We start from the raw sequence: 13372 nt of genomic DNA on the forward strand, positions 1-13372 counted from the left end.
AAAAAATGAAAAGGGACTCAACAGAGTCCCTTTTTTTAATTATAAACTGCTTGCAATATAAACCCTACTATCATTGTCGGTATGGAAGTAATCCATAAAACTGCTTCTATTTTAAAACCAATAGTCAATTTTTTTGGTAAATTGTTTATATAATCATATTGTTCTTTTGTCATATCATGATTGGATATTTTATTATATGGCAATGTTAATGTTTCTATAATGAATCCAATTTTTGCAAAATATGCACCTGGCGTGACTATTAAACTAGCCTCTTTTGCTAATGCTGCTGTTATTGGTAGCCGTGAATATTTATTAATATAAAGCGAAACGATTTTTCTGTAGGCAATCTTATTAATAAATGAAATTATCATAATTAATAACATGCCAAGCATAGAAAATGCCACCAGATAAACAATGAAATTCGGATTGCTATTTAAAAAGTTTCTCATAAAGAATATCCCCTCCAAAAGATTCACCTAAATCTTCTGCTCCTCCTTCAACTAGCTTTGCTGCTCCTAGCGAAGCTCCCACTCCTGTAACTAAACATAAGCCAGCGCCTAATGCGCCAACTTCAGAAGTTACTATTCCCAGTATCCACATACAGGCTCCACGGGCAGCCCATCCACTTGCACTACCAACAGCAGCACTTCCAATTTGCTTAAACCCAAATTTACTATATTCAGTAATAGCTGCCTTACGGCATTCACTTTCTCGCCCCTTCGAACATGCATCATAAACATTTGAAGTATAACTTGCAAAATCTAAACCTATGCCCACATACCCTACTGTTTTCATAATCTTCATAAGTTTAGCTGACTGTTCAATATATGTTGCATATCCTTCTATATTATCAACACCTGTTCTATCCCAGCGGTGCATAATAGATCTTGTTGACAAGCCTAACGCTCTTTTAATGCTCTGATATTCGCCTAAGTTTAACTGTGCTTTTGAGAATTTAGTTAAAACCAAATCAAGTTGTTTGAATAACCTTGTCCTTTGACCAAAAAACTCTTGACCTGAAATAATACCTCTGTTGCGATTGTAAGTGTTTTTATATAAATCTTCAATCTCAACCAAAATTCTATTGATTTCATCATAATAACTTTTTCCTATTTCACTGATATAGCCTAATCCATCACCAGCTTTACCTAAATTATCGGCAAAAAGCTGATATGAAAATGCATCTACCGCCCCTCTGTTATCATGCAATAACTTTGCTTCCTGAACTGTCAGAGGTGCCAATGCTGCATCAATTCTGTCTCTTGCTCGCTGTAGCGTCTCAACCTGTTCTGGTTCCTGCTTTTCAGGATCCACCACGATTAATATCGAACCAGGCTTTTTCTTCATTTCTGGATTCAGTTGATAATAGAGTTCTCGTGTTCCCGCTGGAGGCGTAGTGAAAAGATACGGTTCATATGATGCGGGAGTCGCGCCATAGGGCAGTACGCAAAAGCCTGCATCTACGGGGTCACGCTTTTCCTGCGGTTTTGTAGGCGCTTCAGCAAGTTCTACAACGGGTGTAACGGGTTTTGGTGCTGGTGATGATTCTGATAATGATTGTGAGTGTATGGGTGAAGTGGGCCGGGTAGCACTCGCAGTACTTTTAATAGCTTCAGATTCATATCCATAAATACAATCAGTAAAAGAATTTATAAAATAGCATTTGCAAGCACATGTCCCTCTGCTATGTGCAGTTCCAGCTGCTGCAACGCCATGTATAAAATAATTAGGTATGCCTCCCGCAATATGATATATTTTTTATCAACTCCACATATATATTTATCACCATTACGTGCTGTGGCCTGACCGTGTATAGAATGATTATCACATCCTTCTATAATACTACCACCACAGGTTGTTCTATCACCACGCACTAAAAAATAGCCAATGCCCATAATGACCTCATTTAATCAAAGTTAAATTTTCTGGATTATTAAAAATCCAGTTGTTTTTCCATGTGGTAATATATTGGCAGTCTTCTATACTGTTAGATTCGATTAAGCTTAAATTATTGTATGCAAGTAAGGCTTGTTCCTGAATGATTTCATTATTCGAACCTGCAAGGAATTCAGTATAATCTTTAAAATCTGCAAATCTTGATTTCCAGTATTTTTCAAAGTGTTCTATGACGTTTGATGGTATTCTTAATATGGCTTGACCATTTTCATTTGCTACAGCATTGGAGTTATAAGTAATCGGAATCGTAACCTGTACAAGATGATGTCCTGAATACATTAATTGATTATCTTTATTAGCCCAAAAACCTGCACTCAGCAATACATTATAATCTTCACTTTTTTTAACACGCTGATTATGAATCATCATTTCTTTAATGTTAAATTCATTCAGGGAATAAGCTGCCCATTTTTCACTGAATTTTTTCTCCAGATGTATACTGTATATTGTAGCTTCTATTCTGGATAAAAATACCATTACCCCCTCTAAATTTGCATTGTATTTTCTCCAAAGTGGCTCTAACATTTTTTCTTTTTTGTTTGTATTGTTGTTATATAGATCAACAACGCGCCCTGGAACCCATAATTCGTGCTGACATATATACTGATGGATGTTTTTATCTTCCTGGAGAAAGTACATGCGTGATTCACCACTCTAATGAAAGACTGAACATCACACATTTTTATAATTAAATAATGCGGTCGTGATCACATAAATAATAAAAGGAATCTGAATTTCTTCAATGAAATTCAGACCAGGAATTCATATTTAGTTAATAATTATCTGGTGAATGATTCAGCGAAACTTTTGATGCTTAACTAGCATTTCAATTTCTTTAAGCCCATTAACTGATAACAATAAATTTAAAGCTTATCTTTTTACTCAGTGAGTTATAACAAGTCCGCGATTAAATTATAGTCAATGATTTTGAATACCCCTCTCCCTGGGGGAGAGGGGTAGGGTGAGGGCAATATTCTATGGCTTACGGAAAAACTCGTTATACAGCATGTACAGATGCGCCGCGCTCCAGGAGAAGTTCGGCGCGCCCTGCTGAGCGCCGGTGAGCGGATTGTAATTCTCCTGAATCGGGCCATCGGAGGTTAACCCCCGGGCGTGCCTGAAGAAGGCGTCCGCCAGCTGCAGCGCCTCTTCGCGGTGGCCGTAGCGCTCCATCCCTTTCAGGCCGAACCAGAACTGGTCCACCCACACGCGGCCGCGCCAGTAAATATCCGCGCCAAACGCCGGATTCGTTAATGCGGCGGTACCCAGCGGTACGAAAGTATTGAACTCTTTGTTGTCCAGCATCACCGAAATGACGTCATCGGCATGCGCCTGAGTGGCCGCGCCGTTGAACAGCGGCGACCAGCCCTCCGGCCCTTTGCCGCGCTCGACGATCGGCTTACCGGCACAGCCGTTTGCCAGCGGCTGCGCTTCAATGCGAATGTCGTAATAGAATTTGCTCTGCGGGTCGAACATGCAGGTGTTGATATAGTCGGCGAGCTTTTGCGCCAGCGCCCGGTAGCGTTTTGCCTCCTCCGGCTTGCCGAGAAGGGTCGCCATTTCCGCCAGATAGTGGTTGTCGCTGTACATATAGCTGGCCTGATCGACCGACTCCTGCAGCAGCGAATAGCCGAGCAGATTGCCGCTTTTATCCCGGTTTTCAGCAAATTTCACCGTCCAGTCGCTGCGTTTGCCGCCGTCGGCGATGTATTTATCCAGCTGATCTTTATCGATAAAGCCGAAGACCGCCGCGTCGTCGCGCCCCGACTCCCAGGAGGCGGCCACCTGTGCCGGGATCTCCAGGCTGTCGTAATCGCCCTTCGCCGTCACCTGCTCGTAGGTTTTCAGGCCGGAAAGCGTCCGTTCTTTATCGCCCTTTTTCACGGTAAACAGCATCGCGCCATCGGCGGTGTTGTGCGCTTTATCGCGGGTCGCACCGTACTCCGGCACGCCGTTACCGTTGTGGTCGCGGTTGCGCAGCCACCAGTCATGGTAGGCCACCAGCTTCGGGTACATTTCCGCCAGCCAGGCTTTATCTTTGGTGACGTTATAGACTTCCATCACCGACCAGGCCGCCAGGCTCGGTTTGGTATTTCGCTCGTTCCAGTTGCTGCCGTCGCCGCCGCGCTCCGGGCTCAGGTTCCAGGCGATCAGATCCGGAATGAACCCGACATCCTGCGGCCGCACTTTATCGTCGGCGGCAATCTGCCAGGAGAAGACGGCGCGGATGTTCTCTTTCGCGATTTCCGGGTTGAAGTGGGCCATGGCGTAGGCCTGCTTCCAGGTATCCCACGGCCAGGTCTGGTTGCCGGAGAACCAGCGCCCGGTTACCGACGGCGTGACGGTGTTGTGCTTAACGGCGCCGCCCGGCGCGCGCCAGTTGCCGTTAAGGGTTTCGATCGCTTTCACCGCCACCCGGGTTTGCTGCGCCGTGGCATCAGGATTGGTCAGCCCCTTTTGCAGATAGCCGTTCCAGCGCGCCTCGGAAGCGCGCAGATAGTGCGCCGGTCGCGCCAGAATATCGCGGATTTGCGCTTTCTCAAGGCGCACCTGCTCGGCGTTCAGCAGGTGCGAGTAGGTGGTATAGAGCGTGGTCGAGCCGTTGATTTGCGCGCTACTGGTGAATCGATGGCCATCGATTTGGGTGACCGTCGGCAGGGAGCGATGGATCTGATACTGCGATTCGCCGGAGGTCATTAAATCCGATGCGGAACGGACTTTACCGAAGCTGACCGTCAGTCCGTCGTGGGTCGCGCTCAGGCGGCGCTGATAGTCCGGGAAGGCCTGGTCGATGGTTTGCGTTGACTGCGGTTTCCCCTCTTTGGCGGAGAGCGTCTCCAGCAGCTCGCCGTCCCAGACCAGCTTAAGCGGACCGCTGCTGGTGATTTTAGTCTCCAGTAAAGACGTGTGCGCGCTGGCAAAACGCAGGGTCATCTCGATCTGTACGCCGGGCGCGGAGAGCGTTTGCACCAGCGCCCCGGGCAGGCTCCAGGCCTGCATGGTGAAGGCGACTTTTTTGCCGTTCTGGTACACCGTCAGGCGATCGAAATGGGTCGCCATAAAGTTGATGTACTCCTCGGTGAGCAGCGCGGGCCCCGGAAAGCTGCCCATGGTGGCTGGACCGTCCGGCAGCAGATGCCCATGCCATGCGCCCAAATCGAAAAACGGGTTGAAACGCTGGTGGTCGTCGCCATCGAAATCCTGCATCGCCTGCGGCGCGCCGCTGCGGTTGATAACATTTTTAAAGTCATCCGCGGTCAGCGCGTGGGCGGAAAAGCTTAGCAGCAGGGCGCAGGCCAGCGGCGTCAGAGTGGTGATGATTTTCACGGTATTGATATCCCTTTTTACCAATAGAAATATTGCATCAGGAAAACCTGGTCGCTCGGGTCTCCGGAGGCGTTTTTCATGTAGAAGCGGCTGTCCGCGGCGGTCGCGAACCGTCCGCCGCCGTATTCGTACCAGATGCCGAACTGCATAAACGAGGTGGTTTCCTCGGCGGCGCGATCCGGGCGGTGTTTGGCGTAGCTATAGGCGGTAGAGAGATACACGCCCTTGAGCGCTTCATACATGGCGCTGGCCATAAAGCCGGTCTCCGTTCCCGGCACGTTTTGCCCCCTGGCGCGCCCGGTATGGTGCCAGGCGCGGGCGGCGAGGTTGGGGGTGAGAATACCGGTTAACAAGAGCTGACCGGTACCGTTGGTCAGCTCAAGACCGTTCATCCAGGTGACCTTTTCGGCAATATCGTACTGGACGTAGCCGTTGACCATCGCCGGGTAGGTATATTTATCGTCGTAGCGGTCGTATTTGCCGAAATGGAGCCACGCTTTGCTTTCATCGTGGTGCCCGGCGGGCGTGGCGGTCACGCTGTAGCGAAAATCTCCCGCCAGGTTCTGCACCTTGAGCGCGTACATAATATCGCGCGTATTGGGGATCACGTAGCCGAGGTCGGGTGTGAAATCGCCCCACCACTGCAGATCGTCGAGCGATGAATCCTGGCGCAGGCTGAGCATAATCTCGGTGCTGCTATCGGTTTTATATCCGCCGTAGAGGCGGTTTATTCCACCTTCGAATCCGCCCCAGCCGTGATCCGGTACCCAGGCATTCCCCTGACGATCGGCCTGGACCGTCCAGCCTTCGCCATAAATTAAGCCAAACCAGCTGCCGTGCTTTATTTCCAGCCCGCCTTCAATATAGGTGCCATCGCTATATTTATGTTTATCCTCGCCTTCTAAATCCATATATCCGCCGACCCCCAGTTCACCGTAAAAACGATAGGAAGTGGCGCTCAGTTGAGGCGTTTTCATATCATCATGTTCCGCCGGGTGAGCAACATCAGCCGCTACGGCAGGTGTGCACAAGGCCAGGGCGGCAAGCGCCCCGTAAATCAAGTTATTCTTTTTCATCGCATTATTAAGAGGTATTGTAATTTATTATTTTAGGGAAAATGGCTTATGACGCGCCGGAAGCCGGCGCCGCTTCAATTCTTTTTTCTTCTACCGTTAATCCCTTCACGTATTTGCTGTATTTCCACCACGCAAATCCGAGGAAGATAACAATACCGCCGACGTTATAGAAAATAATGGTCAGAATATTGCCGCCGGTGGGAAAGGTTGAGGCGACGAAGCCGATAGCGAAAATAACAATCAGCATCGAGACCACCGTAATACCGGTGGTGCGTGAGCCCATTTTAAAATCGCGCGGCAGATGATCGAGCCTGCGGCGCAGGTTGAGATACGCCAGCATGATAAACAGCGGCGGCAGCATCGAGGCGGCGGCGGTCATGTTGATGATGGTGTTCATTAAATCCTGCACGGTACTGGAGCCCATCATCGGGATAATCATCAGCGGAATCACAATCAGGAACTGGATCCACGCCGCGCGCGCCGGTACGCCGTGTTGATTGAGCTCGACGGTTTTTTTACCAAATATGCCGGCCGGGATTTCGGAGAAAAAGATTTTGACCGGCGTCGCGGTCCACATTAATAACGAACCAAACATGGCGGTAAAGGAGACCAGGCCGACAAAACGGTTGACCACGATTTCCGGCAGGCCAAACCAGACCGCCATGCCGTGGAAGACCTGTACCGATCCGCCGGTATATTTCAGCTCTTTACTGCTGATAAACACGTTAATCAGCACCGAGGAAATGGAGTACAGCACGCCAATCACGATCCCGGCGAGGATAATGACCTTAACGAATGATTTCGATCCGCCTTTCACGTCATTGACGTACACCGCGACGGACTCCGCCCCACCGGCCGCCATAAAGATCCAGGTGGTGATGCCGAGGAACGCCCAGTTAAAGTTTGGGATCATTGCATCCACGGTAATCGGATCCGCTGGCTGAATACCGCCTACCAGCGCGCTGCCGGAAAGCAGAATGTAGGAGAGCGTCAGCAGCAGCATTAACGACGAGGTCACCGAGGTAATAGGACCCAGCATTTTTGCGCCGTTGGTGGACACCCAGGTCGACAGGGCGAACAGCGCCATGCTCAACATCGTGGTGGCGACGGGCGTCAGAATGTACTCGTAGCCGAGGAAGGCGTAGGAGGCATACGCGATGACTCTCGGCAGCAGCGAGGTGAAAAAGAACAGATTCACGAACCAGTAGGTGTAGGCGGTAATAAAGGCCCAGCGCCCGCCGAGGGAGCTTTTTACCCACGCATAAACCCCCGCTTCGGAGTTTTTATTCAGCGAAACGAATTCCGCGATGATCAGGCAGAAAGGAACGAAGTAGAGCAGGGTTGCGAGGAAGAACATGGGTGCCGACGCCAGCCCCAGCTCAATATTGTTATTGATCACGTTGTTAAAACTGAAGACGGCGGCGAAGGTCAGCGACAGCAGGCCGAACTTGCCGATGGTATTACGTTTGATATCAGACATAACACATCTCCACACATTGTCCTTCAGAGAATGGCCGAAGGGGATTGTGTTGTTTGTAGGGTAGAGGTAGTTAAGTATTGCGGTTTATTTTAGTAAAAATTTTAGTAAATAAAAGCGGTAAAAATGAATTGCTTTAACTCGATCACGAAAATGGTTGAGCGCAAGATCCCGGCTGGCGGGTAAAAAAATCCCGCCGGGCGATTTAACGCTGGCGGGAGGAACGGTCGCTTATTTCACCGGATTTACCGCTGATTTCAGCACCGATGGCTGGCTCTTGCGCTGTTTTTTCTCAAAGCGGGTTATCCACCACCACGCGAGTCCGGAGAAGACTGCGGTCATAAAGACGTTAATGAAGAAGGCATTCACCAGATCGACCCCCGGTGGGAAAGCCGAGGCGGTCATGCTGACCAGGAAAATCACCATTAGCATCGACACCACGGCCATCCCAACCTTTCGTGACCCCATGCGGAAGTCGCGCGGCGTGTCGTCGTGTTTCCAGCGGAAAACAAAGTAGGCGGCCATGATAAACAGCGGCGGTAGCATCGCGGTACCCGCGGTCAGGTTGATAGCGGTGTTCATCATTTGCTGAACGCTGGCGGAGCCGAAACCGTTCACGATGAGCATCAGAAAGACGAAGACAAATTGCCACCAGGCGGCGCGTACCGGCACGCCGTGGACGTTCAGCTCGGTGGTTTTTTTGCCATAGATGCCGGCAGGAATTTCAGAGAAGTGAATTTTTACCGGTGCGGCGGTCCACATCATCATGCTGCCGAAAATGGCGATAAACAGAATGATGCCGACGAAGCGGCCCATCAGCGCTTCTGAAATATGGAAATAGGCGCCGAGGCCGGTGAAGATTTCCACCATGCCGGCCGCATAGGTCAGATCTTCACGTGCCACAAAGACGTTGACCAGCAAAGAGCCCAGCGCGTACATGCCGCCAATCAGGATCCCGGCGGTGATGATGACTTTAATAAACGATTTCTGCCCACCTTTGGTGTCGTTCAGGTACGCGGCGACGGTTTCAGCCCCGCCTGCCGCCTGGAAAATCCAGCACATGATCCCCAGCGTCGCCCAGTTGATGGTAGGCGCCATGGCGTGCAGCGTAATCGGCTGCGCGGGGACATGGCCCGCGCCCAGCGCGGTAAAAGCGCCGACCACGTAAATCGCAAAGAGCGCGAATACGCCATACGCCACGCATTCGGAGATTTTCCCCAGCCAGGTCGCGCCTTTAGTGGAAATGTGGGTGGCCATGGCGAACAGGACGATAGAGATCAGCGACGTGACCATCGGCGAGAAAGGAATGGCGTAACCCATAATGGCGTACGAGGCGTAGGCCACCACGTTCGGCAGCAGCGACAGGAAAAAGAACAGGTTCACAAACCAGTACAGGAACGAGCCGAGATAGGCCGCGCGGGTACCTAAAGGCTGCTTCAGCCAGGCGTACATACCTGATTCGGAATTCTTATTCGCTGACACGAATTCGGCGATGATAAACACAAACGGAATAAAATAGACCACCGTCGCAAACAGAAAGATAGGGGCGGAGCTGAGCCCTAACTCGATGTTGTTATTAACAATATTTCGTACGTTAAATACGGCGGCAAACGCCATCGACAGCAGGGCGAATTTACCTATTTTGGCACGAACTGATTCGGACATAAGTCCTCCGAAAAATTATCTGGCCCGCATTGAGGGTTAGGGCCGGGAAGGCCAGCGAGTCGATCCGCTGGCCTCATCTTGCTTTACGCGGGCTTACTTATTCAGGAAGTAGCCGTCTTCGATAGTTACTCTGAGCACCACCTTTTTGACCGGCGAGTCGCAGATAAAGCGATAGGCTTCATGGGTGTCGCAAATCACCATTTGTCCTTCGTGAACCTGCACGGTTTCACCAATGCCTTTCAAATATTCACGGTCGGTTTCATCGCGATAGCAGGCCACGGTCTGCAGCTGCTCTTTGGCGGCAAACTCAATTTTTTGCTGACCCTGAAGGTAGTAATGCACCTCGAAATAGCGGCGGTTGCCAACGAACAGCGCATCCGTGGTGCTGTCGCTTGCCACGCGATAGGAGAGCGAATCGCCGATAGAGTGGGCCACCCCGGGCCGAATATTGTCGATGTTATTAATCGCTTCTACGCAGCGCTGCCATTTACGCCCACTGTGATAAATTTGCTTAAACTGTTCTAAGTTATCGAGAATTCTCATTTTTCAGCCTCGCTGTGTGAATCGGAGGAAAAGAAACCGGCGCCAAAGCTATGATTCGCCAGCGTCTGCGAGGAAGCGCTCCCGCCTTCCAGCGGCAGCAGCGTAAAGCCATAGTTGAACGGTTTGAGCCACACCCGCCAGCTATCCAGCACCTCGCTCCCCCAGGAGTTAGAGCCCAGGCCGAGCAGTTGGGCGTCGATATTCAGGGTGATGTCATCGCTGCGACGCAGTTCGTTACAGTGCTGCGCGGCGTGCAGATTCTCCGCCGTATAGTGCCAGGCGCTGATGTTGAGCGGATCGCGCGGGACCACCATCAGACCGCTGCCGTGACGGTCGGTAAACGCGGCCCAGCGGACGTGCTGGCGGTTGCCGTTGTTCTGCGGGAACGGATAGTTCACGAACATGTCGTCCACGGTGGTGCGCCAGAGGTCAATGATGTTGCTCTGCTGGCTGTCGGCGTAGTTTTCGCCGGGACCGCGACCGTAGTAATTCACCTGTTCAAACTGGCCGTTAATGCCCAGCATAAAACCGATGCACGGCACGATGTGCGGATAGTCGCCGTAACGTTCGCCCGCAAGCTCAACGTTAATATGCCCCTGCGGGGTAATCTGCCAGCGGTAGGTGCAGCGCATGCCGAAATCGAAAACCGGCGGGGCGATGATGCTGCGGGCGGTGATAATCACCGTATCGCCGCGCTGCTCGGCGCTGAATTCGCGCAGATGCTCCTGCATGATTTGCAGATGATTGGGCTGCCACAGCCCTTCGTATTCCTGCTTGTGGTTATCAATCATTGGCTTGAAGAAGTTAATCTTCGGCTCGCGGGTCACCTGGTCGATGCCGTTCACCTGCCATTCGCTCAGTTTGCCGCTGACTTTCGAGAACACTACGCGGAAGTTGTGCCCGGTGATGCTGTAGCTCAGTCGTTCATCAGCTATCCGTAGCGGGGTTGCGCTGGCATTTATCAGCGGCGCTTTCGCTGTGGTCTGCTCCTTAAGCCGAAACTGGTAAACGGCGATCGGATGGTTGGCCTCGCTGTACGGCGTACGGGAATCTTTGGTTACCATGATGTTGACGAAGGTTTCGCGATCGTCCAGCTCCGGCAGGTCGATAGTGATATCGCGGCCGCTGTTTGGCGCAAGATCGCGTACCTTAAGCTGCTGGCTGGCAAGCGTAGCTCCCTCGGCGCGCACTTCCACGCGCAGGGTGTAGTCATCGAGGGTCGAGAACCAGAGCTTATTATCGATGCGCAGCTCGCCGCGGGCGATGTCGGTCGCCTGAACTTTTACCGGGGCGATAACCTGCTTGTACTCTCTGAGCCCGGGTCCAGGCGTCTGGTCGGAGAAAATCAGCCCGTCGAGGCAGAAGTTGTAGTTATTGGGATAGTCGCCGTAGTCGCCGCCGAATTTGTACCATACCGCGCCGCTGTCGTCGGTGGCCTGGATTCCGTGATCGCACCACTCCCATACGTAGTGGCCCTGAATACTGTCATGTTGATAGAACACGTTCTGGTATTCGCTCAGCCCGCCGGGACCGTTGCCCATCGCATGGGCGTATTCGCAGATAATCCGCGGCTTGGCATGCGGATATTCCCCAAATTCGTTCATCAGCGGTACGCGGGTATACATGGTGGAGATGATATCCACCACCTCCGCGTCGCGATCCTCTTCGTAATGCACCAGCCGGGTATCATCGATCGCCTTAGCGGCGTGATACATCGCGCGAATGTTGCAGCCGTAGCCGGACTCGTTGCCCAGCGACCAGATGACGATCGACGGATGGTTTTTCTGCGCGTGGACGTGGCGCACGATCCGCTCAACGTAAATATGCTCCCATGCCGGGTCATCGGTGATGGCGCTCAGGTTGCCGACGTTGGCGAAGCCGTGGGATTCGACATCGGTTTCCGCCATCACGAACAGGCCGTAAATGTCGCACATCTCATAGAAACGCGGGTCGTTGGGGTAGTGGGCGGTACGTACCGAGTTGATATTGTGCTGCTTCATCAGCAGCAGATCTTTCTCAACGCGATCCATCCCTACGGCGCGGCCCTTCAGATGGTCGTTGTCGTGACGGTTAACGCCGTGGAGCATCACGTAGCGGTTATTGATATAGAACAGGCCGTTGCGCACTTTGATATCGCGAAAACCGACGCGCTGCGGGATAACTTCGATAATCTCCCCGGCGGCGTTTTTCAGCGTCATCACCAGGTGATAGAGCCAGGGATTTTCTGCCGACCACTGCTGCGGCGCCTTCACGTCGATCGCAAAGTCGACGTTCAGCAGCTGGCTGACGCTCAGGCGCGGCGTTGCGCCTTCATACAGTACCTTTTCGCCGTCGAACAGCGCGTATTCCAGCGTCGCTGCGTCCGGCTGCGCGGCGAGATTTTCCAGCACCAGCTGGCAGGAGAGCGTGGCGTCGACGTAGTCATCGTTAAAATCGGTGCGCAGAGTGAAGTCCTGGACGTGAAGCGGGTTTTTGCCCACCAGATACACGTCGCGGAAAATACCCGCCGACCACCACATATCCTGATCTTCAATATAGGTGGAGTCCGCCCACTGCATGACGCGCACGCAAAGCAGGTTGTCGCCGGTTTTTACCGCGCGGCTGATATCGAACTCTGCCGTCAGGCGGCTGCCTTTACTAAAACCGATGTACTGACCGTTAACGTACACTTCAAAATAGGTTTCGACGCCATCAAATTTAATCAGGGTCTGCTGGCCCTGCCAGCCCTCGCTGAGGGTGAAGATGCGCTGATAGGCGCCGGTAGGGTTGTCGGTCGGCACGTAGGGAACGTCAATCGGGAAAGGAAAGCCTTCGTCGGTGTACTGTAGCTGGCCGTGGCCTTCCATCTGCCACATTCCCGGTACGGTAATCGGCCCCCAGTCGCTCATGTATTGCGAGGTGAACGCTTCCGGCACCTGCAGCGGGTTGTTAAAGAAGCAGAAGTTCCACTGTCCGCTAAGGGACAAAAAGCGGCTGCTGGTTTCACGGGCGAAGGTTCGCGCCTGGGCCTGCGAATCGTAAGAGAAGAAATAGGCGCGCGGAGGCAGCCGGTTTTCATGAGTGAGTTGAAGATTTTCCCAGCGATTCATATCGCCTCCCTGAACGGACTAAACGGATAGAGGTTATTTTAGTAAAACTTTTACTAAATAAAATCACCGGGAGCGATTTACTTTAACTCGATCACAAAATGAGCGTTACCGGACGCCTGCGGTTAGCGTCGGGAAGGGGACATTCCCGGAGGCGATGCTGCGCATCTGTCCGGGCTACCGTTTGGCAGACGGCGGTGAACCCGTAGCCCGGGCAAGGCGCGTCAAGCGCCGCCCCCGGG

10 protein-coding genes are annotated in these 13372 nt (G+C 51.9%); all 10 read right to left on the minus strand.

Features of this window, described 5'->3' with window-relative positions:
• Positions 1-35: 35 nt before the first annotated feature.
• Entirely contained in the window at positions 36-449 is a 414-nt protein-coding gene (locus ABLU88_RS15475) for a hypothetical protein (protein ID WP_348836952.1), read from the minus strand.
• Complete coding sequence (locus tag ABLU88_RS15480) at positions 430-1347, minus strand: hypothetical protein (RefSeq protein ID WP_049079360.1); 918 nt, start codon at positions 1345-1347, stop codon at positions 430-432. Before ABLU88_RS15480 ends, ABLU88_RS15475 begins: the two co-directional genes overlap by 20 nt.
• Positions 1348-1649: 302 nt before the next feature.
• A complete protein-coding gene (locus tag ABLU88_RS15485; protein WP_241655626.1) occupies positions 1650-1895 on the minus strand; it encodes a PAAR domain-containing protein in 246 nt (81 codons plus the stop codon).
• Positions 1896-1902: 7 nt separating this feature from the next.
• A complete protein-coding gene (locus tag ABLU88_RS15490; protein WP_348836956.1) occupies positions 1903-2595 on the minus strand; it encodes a hypothetical protein in 693 nt (230 codons plus the stop codon).
• Between the two features lie 336 nt (positions 2596-2931).
• Positions 2932-5283 carry an alpha-glucosidase gene (gene ygjK, locus ABLU88_RS15495; RefSeq protein ID WP_348836959.1) on the minus strand — a complete coding sequence of 784 codons (2352 nt, stop codon included), beginning with the start codon at positions 5281-5283 and terminating at the stop codon, positions 2932-2934.
• A gap of 17 nt (positions 5284-5300) precedes the next feature.
• On the minus strand, positions 5301-6359 hold the full coding sequence (gene ygjJ, locus ABLU88_RS15500; RefSeq protein ID WP_348836962.1) for a protein YgjJ: 1059 nt from the start codon (positions 6357-6359) through the stop codon (positions 5301-5303).
• Positions 6360-6405: 46 nt separating this feature from the next.
• Complete coding sequence (locus ABLU88_RS15505; protein ID WP_348836965.1) at positions 6406-7839, minus strand: amino acid permease; 1434 nt, start codon at positions 7837-7839, stop codon at positions 6406-6408.
• A gap of 228 nt (positions 7840-8067) precedes the next feature.
• On the minus strand, positions 8068-9501 hold the full coding sequence (locus ABLU88_RS15510; RefSeq protein ID WP_014226913.1) for an amino acid permease: 1434 nt from the start codon (positions 9499-9501) through the stop codon (positions 8068-8070).
• A 93-nt stretch (positions 9502-9594) separates the two neighbouring features.
• Positions 9595-10044, minus strand: coding sequence for a beta-galactosidase subunit beta (locus ABLU88_RS15515; RefSeq protein ID WP_014226912.1), 450 nt, complete (start codon positions 10042-10044; stop codon positions 9595-9597).
• Complete coding sequence (gene ebgA, locus ABLU88_RS15520; protein WP_348836968.1) at positions 10041-13133, minus strand: beta-galactosidase subunit alpha; 3093 nt, start codon at positions 13131-13133, stop codon at positions 10041-10043. The genes ABLU88_RS15515 and ebgA overlap by 4 nt, the downstream gene beginning before the upstream one ends.
• Positions 13134-13372: the final 239 nt, after the last annotated feature.

The sequence above is a fragment of the Klebsiella sp. GW_Kp182 genome (genome assembly GCF_040062275.1).
Classification (GTDB): Bacteria; Pseudomonadota; Gammaproteobacteria; order Enterobacterales; family Enterobacteriaceae; genus Klebsiella; species Klebsiella michiganensis.